Below are 21,837 nucleotides of genomic sequence, written 5' to 3'. Positions count from 1 at the left end.
CCTGTTTTATAGGCAGGGCAGCAGGGCTTAAGCAGCCGCCAGAAAATGAAAAAACGGGAGGGTGATCTGAGATGTCAGATCATTATTATTCCAAAACCCCGGGAACAGAAAGCAATCCGCGGTGGTGGAATTTCACTTTGCGCGGCCACACGATGCGTTTTAAAACAGACCAGGGTGTGTTTTCGAAAAATGAAGTTGATTTTGGTTCCAGGGTATTGATTGATGCTTTTAAGGAACCTGATGCAAAGGGGCCGTTTCTCGATGTGGGATGCGGGTACGGGCCAATCGGCCTATCGTTGGCAAAAAGCTTTAAAAATCGGGATGTCCATCTTGTTGATGTCAACAATCGTGCGCTAGACCTAGCGCGAGAGAATGCTGTGCAGAATGAAGTATCTTCTGTAAAAGTATATGAGAGTGATTGCCTTGACCAAGTAACATCTGCAGATTTCGCGGCAATTTTAACCAACCCTCCGATCAGAGCCGGCAAGAAGGTTGTTCACCGGATTTTGGAACAGAGTGCCGAGCGTTTAACTCTTGGCGGAGAGTTATGGGTTGTCATTCAGAAAAAACAGGGTGCACCGTCTGCCAAGGCGAAGCTGGAAGAGATTTTTGGCAACGTTGAAGTAGTTCAAAAAAATAAAGGCTACTTTATACTCAGGTCAAAAAGAGTTTGACCGGCTATTTTTAGTGTGATATTATAATAAGATGTAAAATTATTAAAGTCAGAAAGTATGTCCATTTGTATAAATGGTTCATTTCATGGCAATAATGGTTTAAATAATTGCTCTTTACGTAGAAAATGTGGTTATAATAGCCTCGTTTTCTATTTGTCTTATGTCCATTTTGTGATGACATTGAGCAGAATGGGCTCTATCAAAACGCTTGATTTGAGGGGTGAATCAGTTGACAGGTCAACTAGTTCAGTATGGACGACACCGCCAACGCAGAAGTTTTGCGCGTATCAGTGAGGTATTGGAGCTTCCGAATCTTATTGAGATTCAGACAGCTTCCTATGAGTGGTTTTTAGAAGAAGGATTGAGAGAAATGTTTCGCGATATTTCCCCAATCGAAGACTTCACTGGAAACCTATCACTAGAATTTATTGATTACAGCCTTGGTGAACCAAAGTATTCAGTAGATGAATCAAAAGAGCGCGACGTAACGTATTCTGCTCCGCTCCGTGTAAAAGTTCGACTGTTGAATAAGGAGTCTGGTGAAGTAAAAGATCAAGATGTGTTTATGGGAGATTTCCCTCTCATGACAGAAACAGGAACGTTTATCATTAATGGTGCTGAACGTGTAATTGTTTCTCAGCTTGTTCGATCGCCGAGTGTTTATTTCCACGGTAAATTAGATAAAAATGGTAAAAGAGGCTTTGGTGCAACGGTTATTCCTAACCGCGGTGCTTGGCTTGAGTATGAAACAGATGCAAAAGATGTTGTACATGTGCGTATTGATCGTACACGTAAGCTTCCTGTAACTGTTTTATTGCGTGCGCTTGGCTTTGGAACAGATCAGGAAATCATTGATCTGATCGGAGACAACGAATACCTCCGTAATACACTTGAAAAAGATAATACGGAAACCGTTGATAAAGCGCTGCTTGAAATTTACGAACGTCTGCGTCCTGGCGAGCCGCCAACCGTAGATAATGCAAAGAGTCTTTTAGAGTCCCGATTCTTTGATCCAAAGCGTTACGACCTTGCTAATGTAGGTCGTTATAAAATGAATAAAAAGCTTAATATTAAAAATCGTCTTTTCGGACAGGTGCTTGCTGAAACTCTAGCAGACCCTGAAACAGGCGAAATTATAGCAGAAAAAGGCACTACACTTGATCGACGTAATCTGGATAAGCTGATTCCTTATCTTGAGAACGGTGTAGGCTTTAAGACTGTCAACCATATGGGAAGTGTAATCGAGGAAGATTTAGTTCTTCAATCGATTAAAATTCAGGTTCCAAACTCTGACAGCGACCGTGAGATTAGTTTGATTGGAAATGCGTATGTAGATGATAGTGTCAAAAACATCACTGCTGCAGATATCATTTCTTCTATCAGCTATTTCTTTAATCTATTACATGGCGTCGGACTGACAGATGATATTGACCATCTGGGTAACCGCCGTCTGCGTTCTGTTGGTGAGCTTCTTCAAAACCAATTCCGTATCGGTCTTTCCCGTATGGAACGTGTTGTCCGTGAACGGATGTCCATCCAGGACACTAACACGATCACGCCTCAGCAATTAATTAACATCCGTCCTGTAATTGCGTCTATTAAAGAGTTCTTCGGAAGCTCTCAATTATCGCAGTTCATGGATCAAACAAACCCGCTGGCAGAATTGACTCATAAACGTCGTCTTTCTGCGCTTGGACCCGGTGGTTTGACGCGTGAACGCGCAGGCTTTGAAGTCCGTGACGTTCATTACTCCCACTATGGCCGTATGTGTCCGATTGAAACGCCTGAGGGACCAAACATCGGTTTGATCAACTCTCTTTCAAGTTTTGCCAAGGTTAACCGTTTCGGCTTCATTGAAACACCATACCGACGCGTAGACCCTGAGACAGGGAAGGTCACTGACCGCATTGATTATTTGACTGCCGATGAAGAAGATAACTATGTAGTGGCACAAGCTAATGCTCGTTTAGGGGAAGACGGTTCATTCCTGGATGACGAAGTTGTTTCCCGTTTCCGCGGAGAAAACACCGTTATCAGACGTGATCGTTTGGATTACATGGACGTTTCACCAAAACAAGTAGTATCTGCCGCAACTGCATGTATTCCTTTCCTGGAAAACGATGACTCCAACCGTGCCCTAATGGGAGCGAACATGCAGCGTCAGGCAGTTCCGCTATTGAATCCTGAAGCACCGTTCGTAGGTACTGGAATGGAGCACGTTTCAGCGAAAGATTCGGGTGCTGCTGTAATTAACAAGCACGAAGGTATTGTTGAACGCGTTCAGGCGAGCCAGGTTTGGGTTCGCAGAATTGTCGATGTAGATGGCAAGGAAACAGAAGGCGATGTAGATAAATACAAAATGCAAAAATTTATCCGTTCCAATCAGGGAACATGCTATAACCAGCGCCCGATTGTGGCAGTTGGAGACCGCGTTGTAAAAGGTGAAATTCTTGCGGATGGACCATCGATGGAAAAAGGTGAGCTTGCACTGGGAAGAAATGTGCTTGTTGGCTTCATGACATGGGATGGTTACAACTACGAGGATGCTGTCATCATGAGTGAGCGTCTGGTTAAAGATGATGTATACACCTCTATCCATATTGAAGAATATGAATCAGAGTCGCGTGATACAAAGCTTGGACCGGAAGAAATCACTCGTGATATTCCAAACGTCGGTGAAGATGCACTTCGCAATCTTGATGAGCGCGGAATCATCCGTATCGGTGCGGAAGTAAAAGACGGCGACATCTTAGTGGGGAAAGTTACACCTAAGGGAGTAACGGAATTAACTGCGGAGGAACGTTTGCTTCATGCCATTTTTGGTGAGAAGGCACGTGAAGTTCGTGATACTTCTCTTCGTGTACCTCATGGTGCCGGCGGAATTATCCTTGATGTGAAGATTTTCAACCGTGAAGACGGAGATGAACTTCCACCAGGAGTTAACCAATTAGTCCGTGCTTATATTGTTCAAAAGAGAAAAATCTCTGTTGGGGATAAAATGGCCGGACGTCACGGAAACAAAGGTGTTATCTCACGTATTCTTCCAGAAGAAGATATGCCGTATATGCCTGACGGAACGCCAATTGATATCATGTTAAACCCTCTTGGTGTACCATCACGTATGAACATCGGACAAGTTCTTGAAATGCACATGGGAATGGCTGCGCGCGCAATGGGAATCCATATCGCGACACCTGTTTTCGATGGAGCGAACGAGGAAGATGTCTGGGCAACAATCGAAGAAGCTGGAATGTCACGTGACGGGAAGACGGTTCTTTATGATGGAAGATCCGGTGACCCATTCGACAACCGTGTATCAGTTGGGGTTATGTATATGATCAAACTGGCCCACATGGTTGATGACAAACTTCACGCTCGTTCTACTGGACCGTATTCACTTGTTACTCAGCAGCCGCTGGGTGGTAAAGCGCAATTCGGTGGACAGCGTTTTGGTGAGATGGAAGTATGGGCACTTGAGGCTTATGGTGCCGCTTATACGCTGCAGGAAATCCTGACTGTGAAGTCGGATGATGTTGTAGGACGTGTGAAAACATACGAGGCCATCGTAAAAGGCGACAGCGTACCTGAACCGGGCGTACCTGAATCATTCAAAGTATTGATTAAAGAGCTTCAGAGCTTAGGTATGGACGTTAAGATGCTGTCAAGCAATGACGAAGAAATTGAAATGCGCGACATGGATGATGAAGAAGATATTCATCAGGCAGACGCATTGAACATCGCACCGGAAACCGATGCATTAACATCAGAAACCGTTGCGGCAAAAGAATGATCAAAACAACAACTTTGCAGATAACCGACAATAGGGCAAAACCTGTAAACGAAAAGGGAGGTAGGCTCCTTGATAGATGTTAATAATTTTGAGTATATGAAAATTGGTTTGGCAGCTCCTGACAAGATCCGTTCATGGTCTTTCGGGGAAGTTAAAAAGCCGGAAACCATTAACTATCGTACGTTGAAGCCTGAAAAAGATGGTCTATTCTGCGAGCGTATTTTCGGTCCGCAAAAGGACTGGGAATGTCATTGTGGGAAATACAAACGCGTCCGCTATAAGGGCGTCGTTTGTGACCGTTGTGGTGTAGAGGTAACACGTGCTAAAGTACGCCGTGAGCGTATGGGACACATTGAACTTGCAGCACCTGTATCTCATATCTGGTACTTCAAAGGAATTCCAAGCCGCATGGGGCTTGTTCTTGACATGTCCCCGCGTGCACTGGAAGAAGTAATTTACTTTGCTTCCTATGTAGTAACAGAGGCTGGCGATACAGCACTAGAGAAAAAGCAGCTGCTTTCAGAAAAAGAATATCGTGCATACCGCGATAAATACAGCAACAAATTCCAAGCTGCAATGGGTGCAGAAGCTATCAAAAAGCTTCTTCAGGACCTGGACTTGGATAAAGAAGCTGAAATGCTGAAAGAAGAGCTGAAAACAGCTCAAGGGCAGCGTCGTACCCGTGCGATTAAACGCCTTGAAGTTGTGGAATCATTCCGTAACTCAGGAAACTATCCTGACTGGATGATCCTTGATGTATTGCCGGTTATTCCACCGGAATTGCGTCCGATGGTGCAGCTGGATGGCGGACGTTTTGCAACTTCTGACTTAAATGACCTGTACCGACGGGTAATTAACCGGAACAACCGCCTTAAGCGTCTCCTGGATCTTGGTGCACCAAGCATTATCGTTCAGAATGAGAAGCGTATGCTGCAAGAAGCAGTTGATGCGCTGATTGATAATGGCCGTCGCGGACGTCCTGTAACAGGACCAGGTAACCGTCCATTAAAATCTTTATCTCATATGCTTAAAGGTAAGCAAGGTCGTTTCCGTCAGAATCTTTTAGGTAAACGTGTTGACTACTCAGGCCGTTCTGTAATTGTTGTAGGTCCAAACCTGAAAATGTATCAGTGTGGACTTCCAAAAGAGATGGCGCTTGAACTGTTCAAGCCGTTTGTAATGAAAGAACTTGTGGAACGCGGACTGGCACACAACATTAAAAGCGCGAAGCGTAAAATCGAACGCGTTCATAATGAAGTGTGGGATGTGCTGGAAGATGTAATTAAGGAACATCCGGTATTGCTTAACCGGGCACCAACACTTCACCGTCTTGGAATTCAAGCATTTGAACCAACTCTTGTAGAAGGCCGTGCGATCCGTCTTCATCCGCTTGTATGTACTGCATACAATGCCGATTTTGATGGTGACCAAATGGCAGTACACGTTCCGCTTTCATCCGAGGCTCAAGCTGAAGCGCGCCTGCTGATGCTGGCAGCACAAAACATCTTGAATCCAAAGGATGGAAAACCGGTTGTTACGCCGTCTCAGGATATGGTATTAGGTAACTATTACTTAACTCTTGAACGTAAAGATGCTGTTGGTGAAGGTAAAGTATATCGTGATGCTAATGAAGTGCTTCTTGCTTATCAAAACGGTTACGTCCACCTTCACAGCCGTATTGCGATTCACGCAAGCGCAGTGAAAAAAGAAAACTTTACGGAAGAACAAAATAAGAAACTTCTCTTAACAACACCAGGGAAGATTATCTTTAATGAAATTCTTCCGCAGTCGTTCCCTTACATCAATGAGCCGACGATGGAAAACCTTGAGGTGGCAACACCGGATAAGTTCTTTGTCGCGCCGACTACTGATGTGAAAGAATATATTAAAAACAGCGAATTGGTTTCGCCGTTTAAGAAAAAATATCTTGGAAATGTCATTGCTGAAGTATTTAAGAGATTCCATATCACGGATACCTCCAGAATGCTTGATAGCATGAAATCCCTTGGCTTTAAGCACTCTACACGTGCGGGAATTACAATTGGTATCGCTGATATCGTTGTATTGCCAGAAAAGCAGGGTATCTTAAACGAAGCGCAGGAAAAAGTAGATAAAGTGACAAAACAGTTCCGACGCGGTCTTATTACCGAAGAAGAACGTTACGATCGCGTTATCTCTATCTGGAGTGCAGCGAAAGATGTTATTCAGGATAAGCTTATGCTTACGCTGGACAGCCTGAACCCAATCTACATGATGAGTGATTCAGGTGCCCGTGGTAACGCATCTAACTTTACTCAGCTGGCTGGTATGCGTGGTCTGATGGCCAACCCGGCTGGACGTATCATCGAGCTTCCAATCAAATCAAGTTTCCGTGAGGGACTGACAGTACTTGAGTACTTTATTTCCACTCATGGTGCGCGTAAAGGTCTTGCCGATACAGCCTTGAAAACAGCTGACTCAGGTTACCTTACCCGCCGTCTTGTTGATGTGGCTCAGGATGTTATCGTACGTGAAGAGGATTGCGGCACCGATCGCGGACTTCGCGTAAAAGCATTGAAAGATGGCACTGAAACAATTGAACCACTTGAAGAGCGCCTTGAAGGACGCTATTCAAACCAAACAGTTAAACACCCTGGAACAGGCAAAGCACTTGTAAAACGGAATGAATTGATTACAGAAGATATCGCACGTCAAATTATCGAAGCAGGTATTGAAGAAGTATCGATCCGTTCTGCATTTACATGTAATACACGCCACGGGGTTTGTGAAAAATGTTATGGTAAAAACCTTGCAACTGGTGAAAAGGTTGAAGTGGGAGAAGCAGTTGGTATCATTGCTGCCCAGTCAATCGGTGAGCCGGGAACACAGTTAACAATGCGTACATTCCATACAGGTGGGGTAGCAGGGGACGATATTACACAAGGTCTTCCTCGTATCCAGGAGATTTTCGAAGCGCGTAATCCGAAAGGTCAAGCGGTTATCTCTGAAATCGATGGTGTCGTAACAGCAATCAGCGAAGGAAAAGATCGTCAGCAGGAAATCACAGTTAAAGGCGACGTTGAAACAAGAAGCTACAATGCTCCTTATACAGCCCGCTTAAAAGTGGCCATTGACGATACGATTGCTCGCGGTCAGGAGCTTACTGAAGGTTCGATCGATCCGAAAGAACTGATTAAGATCCGTGACGTTGCAGCTGTACAGGAATACTTATTGAAGGAAGTTCAAAAAGTATACCGTATGCAGGGCGTTGAAATCGGTGATAAGCACGTAGAAGTAATGGTACGCCAAATGCTTCGTAAAGTACGTGTTATTGAAGCCGGAGAAACAGAACTTCTGCCAGGTTCATTGCTTGATGTCCATCAATTTATGGAAGCAAACAGCAAAGTCCTGCTCGGAGGCAAAAAACCAGCTACAGGTCGCCCGCTGATTCTTGGAATCACAAAAGCGTCTCTTGAAACTGAATCCTTCCTTTCTGCCGCATCCTTCCAGGAGACAACTCGTGTCCTTACAGATGCAGCGATTAAAGGGAAGCGCGATGAACTTCTTGGTCTTAAAGAGAATGTTATCATCGGTAAGCTTGTTCCAGCCGGAACAGGTATGCAGCGCTATCGCCAAGCGGAGATCGAATCGGAAGACACTGCTGTTGAAGAAACAGTATCAGTCGAGTAGATCGGTTCATGCTTATGTCAGTCCTTCCTTTAATGAGGCGGGCTGACAGCTCTTAAAAAAGGAGTGGAAATGCGATGCCTGATATTGGCATCGCATTTTCCAATTTCTTTTTAAAGGTTTGTTGACATCACCCAGGTGAGATGATAATATATTCAAGGTTGCTCCTATTCGTAACCTGTTACTTTGGAGGATATGAAGATGTCTTATGAAAAAGTATCACAGGCTAAGCACATCATTGTAGGATCCAAACAAGTCGTAAAGGCCCTCAAGGCAGGATCAATCCGAGAGGTGATCATCGCTGATGATGCGGATGTCCATGTGATCGACAAGATCATACACACCGCTAAAGATATGAACGTGTCTGTTTCCCGTGTTGACTCTATGAAGAAACTGGGGAAAGCATGCGGAATCGAAGTCGGTGCTGCTGCGGTAGCCATTGCAATTTAAAGATGTTTTTGTAGTGCGATACTACAAAGGCTTTGTTTTTACCCAAAAATGAACCACCTGGATGTGTGGGCTTACAACAATTTTGAAGGGAGGAAAAAACTCATGCCAACTATTAACCAATTAGTGCGTAAACCGCGCCAATCAAAGGGCACAAAGTCAACTTCACCAGCACTTAACAAGGGATACAATAGCTTTAAGAAAAAAGCGACTAACGTATCTTCTCCACAAAAACGTGGTGTTTGTACTCGTGTAGGTACGATGACTCCGAAGAAACCAAACTCGGCTCTTCGTAAATATGCTCGTGTGCGCTTAACGAATCAAATCGAGGTAACTGCTTATATCCCAGGTATCGGACACAACTTGCAAGAACACAGTGTTGTTCTTATCCGTGGTGGACGTGTAAAAGATTTACCAGGGGTACGTTACCACATCGTTCGTGGTGCTCTTGATACTGCTGGTGTAGACGGACGCCGTCAAGGTCGTTCTCTATACGGTACTAAGAGACCAAAGGAAAAGAAATAATATAGCTATATAAATAGATTTTTTGAAAGGAGGAACATACATGCCTCGTAAAGGTGCAGTAGCAAAACGTGACGTGTTGCCAGATCCGATTTATAATTCGAAGCTGGTTACTCGTTTAATTAATAAAATCATGGTTGACGGTAAGAGAGGTACAGCTCAAAAGATTCTTTATTCAGCGTTCAATGTAATCCAGGAACGCAGCGGTAAAGACGCTCTTGAAGTATTCGATCAAGGTCTTAAAAACATCATGCCAGTTCTTGAAGTTCGTGCACGCCGTGTTGGTGGAGCAAACTACCAGGTGCCGGTTGAAGTTCGCCCGGAACGCCGTACAACTCTTGGTCTTCGCTGGTTAGTTGACAACGCTCGTAAGCGTGGAGAAAAGACAATGCAAGAACGTCTTGCTAACGAAATTCTTGATGCAGCAAACAACACTGGAGCTGCAGTTAAGAAACGTGAAGATACACACAAAATGGCTGAAGCAAATAAAGCATTTGCTCACTACCGCTGGTAAGATTAAAACGATTTTCTACCATATAACCATTTTAGGAAGGAGAAAGACCCATGCCTAGAGAGTTCTCCTTAAAAAACACTCGTAATATCGGTATCATGGCTCACATTGATGCTGGTAAAACGACTGCAACGGAGCGTATCCTTTACTACACTGGTCGTATCCATAAGATTGGTGAAACGCATGAAGGTGCGTCACAAATGGACTGGATGGAGCAGGAGCAAGAACGTGGAATCACGATCACATCTGCTGCTACAACAGCTTCATGGAAAGACCACCGCGTTAACATCATTGATACACCTGGACACGTAGACTTCACTGTTGAAGTTGAACGTTCACTTCGTGTACTTGATGGTGCAGTAGGTGTACTTGATGCCCAATCAGGCGTTGAGCCACAAACTGAAACTGTATGGCGTCAAGCAACAACTTACGGAGTACCACGTATCGTGTTCGTTAATAAAATGGACAAAATCGGTGCAGACTTCTTATACTCTGTAGGAACATTGCATGACCGTCTTCAAGCTAATGCTCATCCAATTCAACTTCCAATCGGTGCTGAAGACGAGTTCGAAGGTATCATTGACCTGGTTGAAAATGTTGCTTATTTCTATGAAGACGATCTTGGAACTCGTACTGAACAGCGCGAAATTCCAGAAGAGTACAAAGAGCAAGCTGAAGAATATCGCGGAAAGCTAATTGAAGCGGTAGCAGATCTTGATGAAGATCTAATGATGAAATACCTTGAAGGTGAAGAATTCACTACTGAAGAAATCAAAGCTGCAATCCGTAAAGGAACTGTAAACGTTGAATTCTACCCAGTAATCTGTGGTTCTGCTTTCAAAAACAAAGGAGTTCAACTTCTGTTGGACGCAGTTATTGACTACCTTCCGTCACCACTTGATGTAGAGTCTATCAAAGGACATGTTCCTGATTCAGAAGAAGAGATTACTCGTCCGCCAAGCGACGAAGCTCCTTTCTCTGCTCTTGCATTTAAAGTTATGACAGATCCGTACGTTGGTAAACTAACGTTCTTCCGTGTTTACTCTGGTGTTTTACAATCTGGATCATACGTTCAGAATGCTTCAAAAGGAAAGCGTGAGCGCGTAGGACGTATCCTGCAAATGCATGCTAACTCCCGTGAAGAAATTGCTGAAGTATATGCAGGTGATATCGCGGCTGCTGTTGGTCTTAAAGATACAACAACAGGTGATACTCTATGTGATGAAAAGAGTCTTGTTATTCTTGAATCTATGGAATTCCCTGAGCCAGTTATCTCTGTTGCGATCGAACCTAAGTCGAAAGCTGACCAAGATAAAATGGGTCAAGCTCTTCAAAAGCTTCAGGAAGAAGATCCAACTTTCCACGCGCACACTGACACTGAAACAGGTCAAACGATCATCGCAGGTATGGGTGAGCTTCACCTTGATATCCTGGTTGACCGTATGCGCCGTGAGTTTAAAGTAGAAGCTAACGTTGGTGCTCCTCAGGTATCTTACCGTGAGACATTCCGTGGCTCTGCACAAGTTGAAGGGAAATTCGTACGCCAATCTGGTGGACGTGGACAATTTGGACACGTTAAAATCGAATTCTCTCCAAACGAAGAGGGTAAAGGCTTTGAATTCGAAAATGGTATCGTAGGTGGTACTGTTCCACGTGAATACATTCCTGCTGTTCAAGCTGGACTTGAAGATTCACTGGACAACGGTGTACTTGCCGGTTACCCGCTAATCGACATTAAAGCCCGTCTATATGATGGTTCTTACCATGATGTTGACTCCTCTGAGATGGCGTTTAAAATTGCTGCTTCTATGGCATTGAAAAATGCTGTATCAAAATGTAACCCTGTACTGCTTGAGCCGCTTATGCGTGTTGAAGTAATGATTCCTGAAGAGTACATGGGCGACATTATGGGAGACATTACGTCTCGTCGTGGCCGAGTTGAAGGTATGGCGTCTCGCGGAAACGCGCAGATCGTTAAAGCGTTCGTTCCTCTTTCTGAGATGTTCGGATATGCAACATCACTTCGCTCAAATACACAAGGACGCGGAACATTCTCAATGTTCTTCGATCACTATGAAGAAGTACCTAAATCAATCTCCGAAGAAATCATCAAGAAAAATAAAGGGGAATAATTGATTTAGCTCTTCCAATAAAGTATAACTACTATGTAAGCTATGGTGTTTAAGTGGTGCCTGGCACCGCTTGACCCCATAACAATAAAAAATAATCTTTAACTATCTAAAGGAGGATTTCCCAAATGGCTAAGGAAAAATTCGACCGTTCGAAAACCCATGCTAATATCGGTACAATCGGACACGTTGACCATGGTAAAACAACTTTAACAGCTGCAATCACAACTGTACTTCACAAGAAATATGGTCGTGGAACTGCAATGGCATATGATCAAATTGATGGTGCTCCAGAAGAGCGCGAGCGCGGAATCACAATCTCAACTGCACACGTTGAGTACGAAACTGACACTCGTCACTATGCACACGTAGACTGCCCAGGACACGCTGACTATGTTAAAAACATGATCACTGGTGCTGCACAAATGGATGGCGGAATCCTAGTAGTATCTGCTGCTGACGGCCCAATGCCACAAACTCGTGAGCACATCCTTCTTTCTCGTCAAGTAGGTGTACCTTACCTTGTTGTATTCATGAACAAATGCGACATGGTTGACGATGAAGAGCTTCTTGAACTAGTTGAAATGGAAATTCGTGATCTTCTTTCAGACTACGACTTCCCTGGCGACGATGTTCCAGTAATCAAAGGTTCTGCTCTTAAAGCCCTTGAAGGCGATGCAGAATGGGAAGAAAAAATCTATGAGCTTATGGAAGCTGTAGATAGCTACATCCCAACTCCAGAACGTGACACTGAAAAACCATTCATGATGCCTGTTGAGGATGTATTCTCAATCACTGGCCGTGGTACAGTTGCTACTGGACGTGTTGAGCGTGGACAAGTTAAAGTCGGTGACGTAGTTGAAATCATCGGTCTTACTGAAGAGCCAAAATCAACAACTGTAACAGGAGTTGAAATGTTCCGTAAGCTTCTTGACTATGCTGAAGCTGGTGACAACATTGGTGCACTACTTCGTGGTGTATCACGTGATGACATCAACCGTGGACAAGTTCTTGCTAAACCAGGAACAATCACTCCACACACAAACTTCAAAGCTGAAGTTTATGTTCTTTCAAAAGAAGAAGGTGGACGTCACACTCCATTCTTCACTAACTACCGCCCACAGTTCTACTTCCGTACAACTGACGTAACTGGCGTTTGTAACCTTCCTGAAGGAGTAGAAATGGTTATGCCTGGCGACAACATCGAAATGACTGTTGAGCTAATCTCTCCTATCGCAATCGAAGAAGGAACTAAGTTCTCTATTCGTGAAGGTGGACGTACAGTAGGCGCTGGCGTAGTTGCTTCTATCCAGAAGTAATTTCTGCTGATGACTATAATAACCCCTGCATCCTTAATTGGGTGCAGGGTTTTTTTATGTTTAATACTTGAGCTGCAGATGAGCTCCTTGATGACAGAGGTGGGGGAGTAAAGTGGCAGTTCTTCTCTATGGTTTTTGAGTGTATAGTTGCCAGTGTTGATCGATATCGGTGCGAAGATGTGCGATATCCTTCCAAACATCATCGATATAATAAAAAAGCTGCAAGATAAACTTCCTTTAAGCCTCGTGATGAGCGATAAATTTCAATAGAGGTAAGATATTGCCTCCACTGTGAACGATATAAGTGTGCAGCTGATCGATATATCTGTAAATATGTGTGATAAATGAATATTAGTATCTGATTGTATGATAACAGGTACCACCGGATGCCGGAAACGAATCGCCAATGATCGATATCTGGCCGAAGATGTACGATATCCTCCCAAACATAATCGATATAATGCAAAAGTTGCAAGATAAACGCTCTTTAAACGTTGTGATGAGCGATAAAATTAAATAGATGTACGATATAGCCTCCAAAGTGATCGATATAAAGGTAAAGTTGATCGATATATCTGCAAATATGTATGATAAATGATTATTAATATCTGAATGAATGATAATCTGACCACTGTATGCTGGAAACGATCCCCCTATGATCGATTTCGAGCCAAAGATGTGCGATATACCCCCAAACATGATCGATATATTGAAAAGCTGAAAGATAAACCCCCTTTAAGCGTCGAGATGATCGATAAATTTCATTAGCGCTACGATATTGCCCCCCACGTAATCGATTAATATCAGTTGAAAATTCTCCAATCAAATTAAACCGGTTTGGATAAACAAAAACTCTACTATAGAAGAAACAAACCCAAAACCCTGCAAACACCCCGCAAATTGAGCGTATTTAATCGTAAAAGGCCTGTGAATTTTCTGCCTATTTCTATATGACTTGAAACCTGAATCAATCCCTCGTATAATAAAGAAAGTGTGTTAGAAAGTAATTTTGCAAAAAGACTTGCGCGATCCTATTATATTCTGTATAATATCTAATGTTGGTCTTTGACTGCGATGAAGCGGGAGGTTGCCGACACACCCGGCCGCTTTGCCATGGCTGGTGTGTGGGAAATTTTCGCGGAGAATGTCTATTCCTAAATAGGCGAAAAAGGAGGGAAAATAATGGCAAAACAAAAAATTCGTATCCGTTTGAAGGCGTATGATCACAGAATCCTTGATCAGTCCGCAGAAAAAATCGTTGAAACTGCAAAACGTTCAGGTGCTAGTGTTTCGGGTCCAATTCCGTTACCAACTGAAAAGTCAATTTACACGATTCTACGTGCGGTGCACAAATACAAGGATGCTCGTGAGCAGTTTGAAATGCGCACACACAAACGTCTTGTTGATATTGTGAACCCAACACCACAAACGGTAGATGCTCTAATGCGTCTTGACTTACCGTCTGGCGTTGACATCGAAATCAAACTTTAATAACAACAAATAAATTACTAAAACAAATTAGGAGGTGTGACTAATGACCAAAGGAATCTTAGGTAGAAAGATTGGAATGACTCAGGTTTTTGCTGAAAATGGTGACTTGATCCCTGTAACTGTAATCCAAGCAACGCCAAACGTTGTTCTTCAAATGAAGACAGTTGAAACAGACGGATACGAGGCTATCCAACTAGGTTTTGATGATAAGCGTGCTAAGCTTTCAAACAAACCAGAAGGCGGCCATGTTGCTAAAGCAGGAACTACTCCTAAGCGCTTCGTCCGTGAAGTACGCGGTGTTGAACTTGGAGGATATGAGATTGGTCAAGAAGTCAAGGTTGATATTTTCGCAGAAGGCGATGTAATAGATGTGACAGGAATTTCGAAGGGTAAAGGTTTCCAAGGTGCGATCAAGCGCCATAACCAATCCCGCGGACCAATGTCCCATGGTTCTCGTTACCACCGTCGTCCTGGTTCAATGGGTCCTGTAGATCCAAACCGTGTATTCAAAGGTAAACTATTACCTGGACGTATGGGTGGAGAAAGAGTAACAGTTCAAAACCTGTCAATCGTTAAAGTTGACGTTGAACGTAACTTGCTTCTTGTTAAAGGTAACGTTCCAGGCCCTAACAAGACATTAATTCAAGTAAATAGTGCGGTAAAAGCTAAATAATAGACGCTATCGGAAAGGAGGAAACAGGAATGCCTAAAGTATCTCTTTACAAACAAGATGGTTCAACAGCTGGAGATTTCGAGCTTAACGAATCAATCTTCGGTATCGAGCCAAACAACGCTGTGATGTTTGAGGCTGTAGTAATGCAACGTGCATCACTTCGCCAAGGATCACACAAAGTAAAAAATCGTTCTGCAGTACGCGGCGGTGGACGTAAGCCATGGCGCCAAAAAGGTACAGGTCGTGCCCGTCAAGGTTCTATCCGCTCACCACAATGGCGTGGAGGTGGAGTTGTCTTCGGACCAACACCACGCAGCTACAGCTACAAGCTTCCTAAAAAAGTTCGTCGCTTAGCAATTAAATCAGCTCTTTCTTCCAAAGTGGTTGAAGAGAATTTCCTAGTACTAGAGGCGCTTTCATTCGAATCGCCAAAAACAAAGGAATTTGCATCAGTTCTTAAAAACCTTTCAGTAGACAAGAAAGTCCTAGTAGTGACTGACGGTCTTGATGAAAATGTTTCTCTAGCTGGTCGTAATATTCCTGGAGTAACAATCGTATCTGCTACTGGAGTCAGCGTTCTTGACGTGCTTGGACACGACAAGTTAATCATGACAAAAGCTGCAGTTCAAAAAGTAGAGGAGGTGCTTGTATAATGGAAGCTCGTGATATCATTAAGCGCCCCGTAATTACTGAACGTTCTTCAGACCTTATGGGTGAGAAGAAATATACGTTTGAAGTTGACACTCGTGCCAACAAAACACAAGTAAAACATGCTATTGAAGAAGTTTTTGGTGTGGACGTTTCAAAAGTTAACATCATGAACTACAAAGGGAAATACAAGCGCATGGGTCGTTATGCTGGTTATACTAACAAGCGTCGCAAAGCAATTGTAACTCTTACTGCAGCAAGCAAAGAAATCGAATTTTTTGAAGCTTAATAATAACTGATATTTAGAAGAGGAGGGAACAGAATGGCGATTAAAAAGTACAAACCTACCTCCAACGGTCGTCGCGGCATGACAACTTCTGATTTTGCTGAGATTACAACTAGCACACCAGAAAAATCACTTCTTGCGCCTATTAAGCGTAAAGGTGGTCGTAACAACCAAGGTAAGTTAACCGTTCGTCATCAAGGTGGCGGTCACAAGCGTCAATACCGTGTCATCGATTTTAAACGTAACAAAGATGGCATTCCAGGACGCGTTGCCACAATCGAGTATGATCCAAACCGTTCAGCAAACATTGCACTAATCAACTATGCTGATGGAGAAAAGCGTTACATCCTAGCTCCTAAGGGACTAACAGTGGGTATGGAAGTTATGGCTGGTCCAGAAGCTGACATCAAAACTGGTAATGCACTACCACTTATCAACATCCCAGTTGGTACAGTAATTCACAACATCGAGCTTAAGCCTGGTAAAGGTGGTCAACTGGTACGTTCAGCTGGTACATCAGCACAGGTTCTAGGTAAAGAGGGTAAATACGTATTAGTACGTCTTAACTCTGGTGAAACTCGTATGATCCTTGCTACTTGCCGTGCTACTGTAGGGCAGGTTGGTAACGAACAGCACGAACTTATCAACATTGGTAAAGCAGGACGTTCTCGTTGGTTAGGCAAACGCCCAACTGTACGTGGATCTGTAATGAACCCGAACGATCACCCACACGGTGGTGGTGAAGGTAAAGCGCCAATCGGACGTAAGTCACCAATGTCACCATGGGGTAAACCAACTCTTGGTTACAAAACACGTAAGAAATCGAACAAATCCGATAAATTTATCGTACGCCGTCGTAAAAAATAACGGGATTGAGCTACGGTTCAACAGTCGAACCGTAGGACAATCACGAAGGGAGGTTCCAATATGGGTCGCAGCTTGAAAAAAGGACCTTTTGTGGACGATCATTTAATGGTTAAAGTTGAGAAGCTTAATGAAGCAGACAAGAAACAGGTTGTTAAAACTTGGTCTCGTCGTTCAACAATCTTCCCAGCATTCATCGGTCACACGATCGCTGTATACGATGGACGCAAACATGTTCCAGTATACGTCACAGAAGACATGGTAGGACACAAGCTTGGTGAATTTGCACCTAGCCGTACGTACAAAGGCCATGGCAACGATGACAAGAAAACAAGACGCTAATTGAGAGGAGGCTATCCTAATGCAAGCTAAAGCTGTTGCGAGAACAGTTCGTATTGCTCCTCGTAAAGTACGCCTAGTAGTAGATTTGATCCGAGGTAAGCAGATTGGCGAGGCGGTTGCAATTCTTAACCACACTCCACGTTCTGCTTCACCAGTAATTGAAAAGGTATTGAAATCTGCTGTAGCGAACGCTGAGCATAATTACGATATGGACATCAATAATCTAGTGATTACAGAGGCCTATGTTAATGAAGGTCCAACACTTAAACGTTTCCGTCCACGTGCGATGGGCCGTGCAAGTGCAATCAACAAACGTACAAGCCATGTAACAATCGTGGTATCTGAAAAAAAGGAGGGGTAACGCGTGGGTCAAAAAATACATCCAATAGGACTTAGAATAGGGATTATTCGTGACTGGGATTCAAAATGGTTCGCAGGTAAGGACTATGCTGATCTTTTGCACGAAGACCTAAGAGTCCGTGATTATATCGAAGGACGCCTTAAAGAAGCTTCTGTTTCTAAGGTTGAAATCGAGCGCGCGGCTAACCGCGTTAACATTACAATTCACACTGCTAAGCCTGGTATGGTGATTGGTAAAGGTGGAACAGAAGTGGAAGCACTTCGTAAAGACCTTAACAAAATCACTAACAAGCGAGTTCACATCAATATCGTTGAAATCAAAAGAGCTGATCTTGATGCGAAACTAGTAGGTGAAAACATCGCACGTCAATTGGAAAACCGAGTGTCTTTCCGTCGTGCACAAAAACAATCAATTCAACGCACAATGCGTGCTGGTGCTAAAGGGATCAAAACTCAGGTTTCTGGTCGTCTTGGCGGAGCAGATATCGCTCGTGCTGAACATTACAGCGAAGGTACAGTTCCACTTCATACTCTTCGTGCTGACATCGATTACGCTCACGTTGAAGCGGATACTACGTATGGCAAGCTCGGAGTTAAAGTATGGATTTATCGTGGAGAAGTTCTTCCTACTAAGAACAAGAAGAAGTCCGAGGAAGGAGGAAACTAATCATGTTATTGCCTAAACGCGTTAAATATCGTCGTGTACACCGTGGAAAAATGCGCGGTCAAGCGAAGGGTGGTACTGAAGTAAGTTTCGGTGAATACGGCCTGCAAGCAGTTGATGCTAGCTGGATCACAAACCGTCAAATCGAATCTGCTCGTATTGCTATGACTCGTTACATGAAACGTGGCGGTAAAGTATGGATCAAAATTTTCCCACACAAGCCTTACACGAAAAAACCTCTTGAAGTCCGAATGGGTTCTGGTAAAGGTGCTCCTGAGGGATGGGTTGCGGTTGTAAAGCCGGGCAAGATTATGTTTGAAATTGCTGGAGTATCTGAAGAGGTAGCACGCGAAGCTCTTCGTCTTGCAGCACACAAACTTCCGATCAAGTGTAAGTTTGTAAAACGTGAAGAAATTGGTGGTGAATCAAATGAAAGCTAATGAAATTCGTGACCTGACCACTGCCGAAATCGAACAAAAGGTTAAATCACTGAAGGAAGAGCTTTTCAACCTGCGTTTCCAACTTGCAACTGGGCAACTGGAAAACACAGCTCGTATTCGTGAAGTACGCAAAGCCATTGCTCGCATGAAAACCGTGATTCGTGAAAGAGAAATTGGCGCTAACAACTGATAACTGAGAGGAGGTTTGCAGCATGAGTGAACGCAACCAGCGTAAAGTCTACACCGGCCGTGTCGTATCTGATAAAATGGACAAAACGATCACTGTTTTGGTTGAGACACAAAAGAAACATTCACTTTATGGCAAACGAGTAAAGTACTCTAAGAAGTATAAAGCTCACGACGAACAGAATGAAGCTAAGATTGGCGACATCGTTCGTGTAATGGAAACTCGCCCGCTTTCAGCAACTAAACGTTTCCGTCTATTGGAAGTCGTAGAAAAAGCGGTTATTATCTAATATATTGTTCGGATAAGTTAATTCCGAAGGGAGGTAACCTACATGATTCAACAAGAATCCCGTTTAAAAGTAGCTGACAATTCTGGCGCACGTGAAGTGTTAACCATTAAAGTACTTGGTGGCTCTGGCCGCAAAACTGCTAACATTGGTGATGTAATTGTCTGCACAGTGAAACAAGCAACACCAGGAGGCGTTGTTAAAAAAGGTGAGGTTGTGAGAGCAGTAGTTGTTCGCACAAAGAGTGGAGTACGCCGCGTTGATGGTACTTACATCAAATTCGACGAAAACGCTTGTGTCATCATCAAAGATGACAAAAGCCCACGTGGAACACGTATCTTTGGACCGGTTGCTCGTGAACTTCGTGACAACAGCTTCATGAAGATCGTTTCTCTTGCACCAGAAGTTCTTTAATTGATCAATTACCACCGTATCAAGGAGGTGCGATAGGATGCACGTTAAAAAAGGCGATAAAGTAATGGTTATTTCGGGCAAGGACAAAGGCAAGACTGGTACGATTCTTGCTGCTTTCCCTAAGAAAGACCGCGTGCTTGTTGAGGGTGTAAACATCGTCAAGAAGCACTCTAAACCTTCTCAAATGAATCCACAAGGTGGAATCAACAACCAGGAGGCAGCAATTCACGTTTCAAACGTGATGCTAATCGATCCAAAAACAAATGAACCAACACGCGTTGGCTACAAAGTTGAGGACGGTAAAAAAGTACGTATTGCAAAAAAATCAGGTGAATCTCTAGATAAATAGTTCAAGAAGAAGGGAGGTACTCGAGCATGAACCGCCTAAAAGAAAAGTTCAATAACGAAATTACACCTGCTCTAGTTAGCAAATTTGACTACACTTCAGTGATGCAGGTACCAAAAATCGATAAAATTGTAATCAATATGGGTGTTGGCGACGCAGTTCAAAACACTAAATCTCTAGATACAGCTGTTGAGGAACTAGCTACAATCACTGGTCAAAAACCACTAGTGACAAAAGCTAAGAAATCAATCGCAGGCTTCCGTCTACGTGAAGGCATGCCAATCGGAGCGAAAGTAACACTTCGCGGCGAGCGTATGTACGAATTCCTAGACAAGCTTATCTCTGTATCTCTTCCACGTGTACGTGACTTCCGTGGTATTTCTAAGAAGTCATTCGATGGTCGCGGAAACTACACTCTTGGTGTTAAAGAGCAGCTAATCTTCCCAGAGATCGATTATGATAAAGTATCCAAGATTCGTGGCATGGACATCGTAATTGTGACAACAGCGAATTCTGATGAAGAATCTCGTGAGTTGCTTACACAATTCGGAATGCCATTCCAAAAGTAATCTCTATAAAAGGGAGGCGTAAACGTGGCTAAAAAATCAATGATTGCGAAACAAAAGCGCACACAAAAATTTAAAGTACAAGAGTACACTCGTTGCGAACGTTGCGGACGACCACACTCAGTACTACGCAAATTTAAGCTTTGCCGTATTTGTTTCCGTGAACTAGCATACAAGGGTCAAATTCCTGGCGTTAAGAAAGCCAGCTGGTAATACCCGATTTTGGGAAGGAGGTAAAATAATATGACAATGACAGATCCAATCGCAGATTTGTTGACTCGCATTCGTAATGCGAATCAAGTTCGTCACGAGAAGCTTGAGGTTCCTGCTTCCAACATTAAAAAGGAAATTGCAGAAATTCTTAAACGTGAAGGTTTTATCCGTGACGTTGAGTATATCGAGGACAGCAAGCAAGGGATTATTCGTATCTTCTTAAAATACGGTACGAACAACGAACGTGTTATCACTGGCCTTAAGCGTATCTCTAAACCAGGTCTTCGTGTTTATGCGAAAGCTGACGAAGTTCCACGTGTATTGAATGGCTTAGGAATCGCACTTGTGTCAACTTCCAACGGTGTGTTTACAGACAAAGAAGCTCGCTCTAAACAAGTTGGCGGAGAAGTTCTAGCATACGTTTGGTAATATTTTTGAATAGGAATGGAGGTGCAACAGAATGTCTCGCGTAGGTAAAAAACCAATTGAGGTACCTTCTGATGTAACGCTTACTATTAACGGTTCAACCGTTACAACTAAAGGACCTAAAGGTGAATTAAATTTCACTTTCAATTCTGAAATGAAGTTCGAACAAGAAGGCACAACACTTACTGTAGTTCGTCCTTCTGATTCTAAAGAACACCGTACAATCCACGGTACAACTCGTGCGATTTTGAACAACATGATTCAAGGTGTATCGACTGGATTCGAACGCGGCCTTGAGTTAGTTGGGGTCGGTTATCGTGCTCAAAAACAAGGAAACAAACTTATCCTTAACGTTGGATACTCTCACCCAGTTGAGATGACTCCAGAAGACGGAATCGAAGTTGAAGTTCCTTCAAATACAAAAATCATCATCAAGGGTGCGAGCAAAGAGCGCGTAGGTGCACTTGCTGCTAACATCCGTGCTGTACGTCCTCCAGAGCCTTATAAAGGCAAAGGGATTCGTTATGAAGGCGAACAAGTTCGTCGTAAAGAAGGTAAAACAGGTAAATAATG

Annotated in this window: 25 protein-coding genes; all 25 read left to right on the top strand. The window is 43.5% G+C overall.

The genetic code is table 11. The annotated features are described in order from the left end of the window. Window positions 1–71: 71 nt before the first annotated feature. The 25 genes from E2R51_RS17985 to rplF all read left to right on the top strand — a co-directional run bounded on the left by E2R51_RS17985 (window position 72) and on the right by rplF (window position 21,835). On the top strand, window positions 72–674 hold the full coding sequence (locus E2R51_RS17985; RefSeq protein ID WP_133378473.1) for a class I SAM-dependent methyltransferase: 603 nt from the start codon (window positions 72–74) through the stop codon (window positions 672–674). Between the two features lie 229 nt (window positions 675–903). Beyond that, window positions 904–4,464: a DNA-directed RNA polymerase subunit beta gene (gene rpoB, locus E2R51_RS17980; protein WP_133378472.1), complete on the top strand. Its 3,561-nt coding sequence runs from the start codon at window positions 904–906 to the stop codon at window positions 4,462–4,464. A gap of 69 nt (window positions 4,465–4,533) precedes the next feature. Continuing rightward, entirely contained in the window at window positions 4,534–8,133 is a 3,600-nt protein-coding gene (rpoC, locus tag E2R51_RS17975; RefSeq protein ID WP_133378471.1) for a DNA-directed RNA polymerase subunit beta', read from the top strand. 198 nt (window positions 8,134–8,331) lie between these two features. Then, window positions 8,332–8,580, top strand: coding sequence for a 50S ribosomal protein L7ae-like protein (locus tag E2R51_RS17970; RefSeq protein ID WP_133378495.1), 249 nt, complete (start codon window positions 8,332–8,334; stop codon window positions 8,578–8,580). Between the two features lie 102 nt (window positions 8,581–8,682). Beyond that, window positions 8,683–9,102: a 30S ribosomal protein S12 gene (rpsL, locus tag E2R51_RS17965; RefSeq protein WP_133378470.1), complete on the top strand. Its 420-nt coding sequence runs from the start codon at window positions 8,683–8,685 to the stop codon at window positions 9,100–9,102. 40 nt (window positions 9,103–9,142) lie between these two features. Continuing rightward, the gene (gene rpsG, locus E2R51_RS17960) at window positions 9,143–9,613 is read left to right on the top strand and encodes a 30S ribosomal protein S7 (protein ID WP_133378469.1); all 471 of its coding nucleotides are present in this window, start codon (window positions 9,143–9,145) and stop codon (window positions 9,611–9,613) included. Between the two features lie 50 nt (window positions 9,614–9,663). Further along, entirely contained in the window at window positions 9,664–11,742 is a 2,079-nt protein-coding gene (gene fusA / locus E2R51_RS17955; protein WP_133378468.1) for an elongation factor G, read from the top strand. A gap of 125 nt (window positions 11,743–11,867) precedes the next feature. Next, window positions 11,868–13,058 (top strand): elongation factor Tu, encoded by a 1,191-nt coding sequence (gene tuf / locus E2R51_RS17950; RefSeq protein WP_133378467.1) that lies wholly within the window; start codon window positions 11,868–11,870, stop codon window positions 13,056–13,058. Window positions 13,059–14,240: 1,182 nt separating this feature from the next. Beyond that, on the top strand, window positions 14,241–14,549 hold the full coding sequence (gene rpsJ, locus E2R51_RS17945; RefSeq protein ID WP_104059792.1) for a 30S ribosomal protein S10: 309 nt from the start codon (window positions 14,241–14,243) through the stop codon (window positions 14,547–14,549). A 43-nt stretch (window positions 14,550–14,592) separates the two neighbouring features. Next, window positions 14,593–15,222, top strand: a complete 630-nt coding sequence (gene rplC / locus E2R51_RS17940) for a 50S ribosomal protein L3 (protein WP_133378466.1) — start codon at window positions 14,593–14,595, stop codon at window positions 15,220–15,222. A 29-nt stretch (window positions 15,223–15,251) separates the two neighbouring features. After that, window positions 15,252–15,875, top strand: coding sequence for a 50S ribosomal protein L4 (gene rplD / locus E2R51_RS17935; protein WP_133378465.1), 624 nt, complete (start codon window positions 15,252–15,254; stop codon window positions 15,873–15,875). Further along, window positions 15,875–16,159 (top strand): 50S ribosomal protein L23, encoded by a 285-nt coding sequence (gene rplW, locus E2R51_RS17930; RefSeq protein ID WP_133378464.1) that lies wholly within the window; start codon window positions 15,875–15,877, stop codon window positions 16,157–16,159. The genes rplD and rplW overlap by 1 nt, the downstream gene beginning before the upstream one ends. A 33-nt stretch (window positions 16,160–16,192) precedes the next feature. Further along, window positions 16,193–17,023 carry a 50S ribosomal protein L2 gene (gene rplB / locus E2R51_RS17925; protein WP_133378463.1) on the top strand — a complete coding sequence of 277 codons (831 nt, stop codon included), beginning with the start codon at window positions 16,193–16,195 and terminating at the stop codon, window positions 17,021–17,023. A gap of 60 nt (window positions 17,024–17,083) precedes the next feature. Continuing rightward, complete coding sequence (rpsS, locus tag E2R51_RS17920) at window positions 17,084–17,362, top strand: 30S ribosomal protein S19 (RefSeq protein ID WP_104059742.1); 279 nt, start codon at window positions 17,084–17,086, stop codon at window positions 17,360–17,362. 19 nt (window positions 17,363–17,381) lie between these two features. Beyond that, window positions 17,382–17,723, top strand: a complete 342-nt coding sequence (rplV, locus tag E2R51_RS17915; protein ID WP_133378462.1) for a 50S ribosomal protein L22 — start codon at window positions 17,382–17,384, stop codon at window positions 17,721–17,723. 3 nt (window positions 17,724–17,726) lie between these two features. Then, window positions 17,727–18,389 carry a 30S ribosomal protein S3 gene (gene rpsC, locus E2R51_RS17910; RefSeq protein WP_133378461.1) on the top strand — a complete coding sequence of 221 codons (663 nt, stop codon included), beginning with the start codon at window positions 17,727–17,729 and terminating at the stop codon, window positions 18,387–18,389. 2 nt (window positions 18,390–18,391) lie between these two features. Further along, a complete protein-coding gene (gene rplP, locus E2R51_RS17905) occupies window positions 18,392–18,826 on the top strand; it encodes a 50S ribosomal protein L16 (RefSeq protein ID WP_133378460.1) in 435 nt (144 codons plus the stop codon). Then, window positions 18,816–19,016 carry a 50S ribosomal protein L29 gene (gene rpmC / locus E2R51_RS17900; RefSeq protein ID WP_104059745.1) on the top strand — a complete coding sequence of 67 codons (201 nt, stop codon included), beginning with the start codon at window positions 18,816–18,818 and terminating at the stop codon, window positions 19,014–19,016. The genes rplP and rpmC overlap by 11 nt, the downstream gene beginning before the upstream one ends. Window positions 19,017–19,038: 22 nt before the next feature. After that, on the top strand, window positions 19,039–19,302 hold the full coding sequence (rpsQ, locus tag E2R51_RS17895; RefSeq protein WP_104059746.1) for a 30S ribosomal protein S17: 264 nt from the start codon (window positions 19,039–19,041) through the stop codon (window positions 19,300–19,302). 42 nt (window positions 19,303–19,344) lie between these two features. Then, window positions 19,345–19,713 carry a 50S ribosomal protein L14 gene (rplN, locus tag E2R51_RS17890; protein ID WP_041054699.1) on the top strand — a complete coding sequence of 123 codons (369 nt, stop codon included), beginning with the start codon at window positions 19,345–19,347 and terminating at the stop codon, window positions 19,711–19,713. Between the two features lie 37 nt (window positions 19,714–19,750). Beyond that, window positions 19,751–20,062, top strand: coding sequence for a 50S ribosomal protein L24 (gene rplX, locus E2R51_RS17885; protein WP_133378459.1), 312 nt, complete (start codon window positions 19,751–19,753; stop codon window positions 20,060–20,062). 26 nt (window positions 20,063–20,088) lie between these two features. After that, a complete protein-coding gene (gene rplE / locus E2R51_RS17880; protein ID WP_133378458.1) occupies window positions 20,089–20,628 on the top strand; it encodes a 50S ribosomal protein L5 in 540 nt (179 codons plus the stop codon). Window positions 20,629–20,652: 24 nt separating this feature from the next. After that, entirely contained in the window at window positions 20,653–20,838 is a 186-nt protein-coding gene (rpsN, locus tag E2R51_RS17875; RefSeq protein WP_010285078.1) for a 30S ribosomal protein S14, read from the top strand. Window positions 20,839–20,868: 30 nt separating this feature from the next. Beyond that, complete coding sequence (gene rpsH / locus E2R51_RS17870; RefSeq protein WP_133378457.1) at window positions 20,869–21,267, top strand: 30S ribosomal protein S8; 399 nt, start codon at window positions 20,869–20,871, stop codon at window positions 21,265–21,267. A 31-nt stretch (window positions 21,268–21,298) separates the two neighbouring features. Continuing rightward, on the top strand, window positions 21,299–21,835 hold the full coding sequence (gene rplF, locus E2R51_RS17865; RefSeq protein WP_133378456.1) for a 50S ribosomal protein L6: 537 nt from the start codon (window positions 21,299–21,301) through the stop codon (window positions 21,833–21,835). Window positions 21,836–21,837: the final 2 nt, after the last annotated feature.

Source organism: Jeotgalibacillus sp. S-D1 (assembly GCF_004358665.1).
Taxonomy (GTDB): Bacteria; Bacillota; Bacilli; order Bacillales; family Jeotgalibacillaceae; genus Jeotgalibacillus.
The sequence above is the reverse complement of the archived record's forward strand: the minus strand, read 5'-3'. Positions and strand labels throughout refer to the sequence as shown.

Excerpts from the sequence above, each read along its gene's own strand:
- rplX (WP_133378459.1), top strand. The coding sequence starts at position 19,751 with ATGCACGTTAAAAAAGGCGATAAAGTAATGGTTATTTCGGGCAAGGAC.
- rpsQ (WP_104059746.1), top strand. The coding sequence starts at position 19,039 with ATGAGTGAACGCAACCAGCGTAAAGTCTACACCGGCCGTGTCGTATCT.
- rplF (WP_133378456.1), top strand. The coding sequence starts at position 21,299 with ATGTCTCGCGTAGGTAAAAAACCAATTGAGGTACCTTCTGATGTAACG.
- rplN (WP_041054699.1), top strand. The coding sequence starts at position 19,345 with ATGATTCAACAAGAATCCCGTTTAAAAGTAGCTGACAATTCTGGCGCA.
- rplD (WP_133378465.1), top strand. The coding sequence starts at position 15,252 with ATGCCTAAAGTATCTCTTTACAAACAAGATGGTTCAACAGCTGGAGAT.
- rpsJ (WP_104059792.1), top strand. The coding sequence starts at position 14,241 with ATGGCAAAACAAAAAATTCGTATCCGTTTGAAGGCGTATGATCACAGA.
- rpsS (WP_104059742.1), top strand. The coding sequence starts at position 17,084 with ATGGGTCGCAGCTTGAAAAAAGGACCTTTTGTGGACGATCATTTAATG.
- E2R51_RS17985 (WP_133378473.1), top strand. The coding sequence starts at position 72 with ATGTCAGATCATTATTATTCCAAAACCCCGGGAACAGAAAGCAATCCG.
- fusA (WP_133378468.1), top strand. The coding sequence starts at position 9,664 with ATGCCTAGAGAGTTCTCCTTAAAAAACACTCGTAATATCGGTATCATG.
- rplW (WP_133378464.1), top strand. The coding sequence starts at position 15,875 with ATGGAAGCTCGTGATATCATTAAGCGCCCCGTAATTACTGAACGTTCT.
- rplB (WP_133378463.1), top strand. The coding sequence starts at position 16,193 with ATGGCGATTAAAAAGTACAAACCTACCTCCAACGGTCGTCGCGGCATG.
- tuf (WP_133378467.1), top strand. The coding sequence starts at position 11,868 with ATGGCTAAGGAAAAATTCGACCGTTCGAAAACCCATGCTAATATCGGT.
- rplP (WP_133378460.1), top strand. The coding sequence starts at position 18,392 with ATGTTATTGCCTAAACGCGTTAAATATCGTCGTGTACACCGTGGAAAA.
- rpsL (WP_133378470.1), top strand. The coding sequence starts at position 8,683 with ATGCCAACTATTAACCAATTAGTGCGTAAACCGCGCCAATCAAAGGGC.
- rpmC (WP_104059745.1), top strand. The coding sequence starts at position 18,816 with ATGAAAGCTAATGAAATTCGTGACCTGACCACTGCCGAAATCGAACAA.
- rplC (WP_133378466.1), top strand. The coding sequence starts at position 14,593 with ATGACCAAAGGAATCTTAGGTAGAAAGATTGGAATGACTCAGGTTTTT.
- rpsG (WP_133378469.1), top strand. The coding sequence starts at position 9,143 with ATGCCTCGTAAAGGTGCAGTAGCAAAACGTGACGTGTTGCCAGATCCG.
- rplV (WP_133378462.1), top strand. The coding sequence starts at position 17,382 with ATGCAAGCTAAAGCTGTTGCGAGAACAGTTCGTATTGCTCCTCGTAAA.
- E2R51_RS17970 (WP_133378495.1), top strand. The coding sequence starts at position 8,332 with ATGTCTTATGAAAAAGTATCACAGGCTAAGCACATCATTGTAGGATCC.
- rplE (WP_133378458.1), top strand. The coding sequence starts at position 20,089 with ATGAACCGCCTAAAAGAAAAGTTCAATAACGAAATTACACCTGCTCTA.
- rpsH (WP_133378457.1), top strand. The coding sequence starts at position 20,869 with ATGACAATGACAGATCCAATCGCAGATTTGTTGACTCGCATTCGTAAT.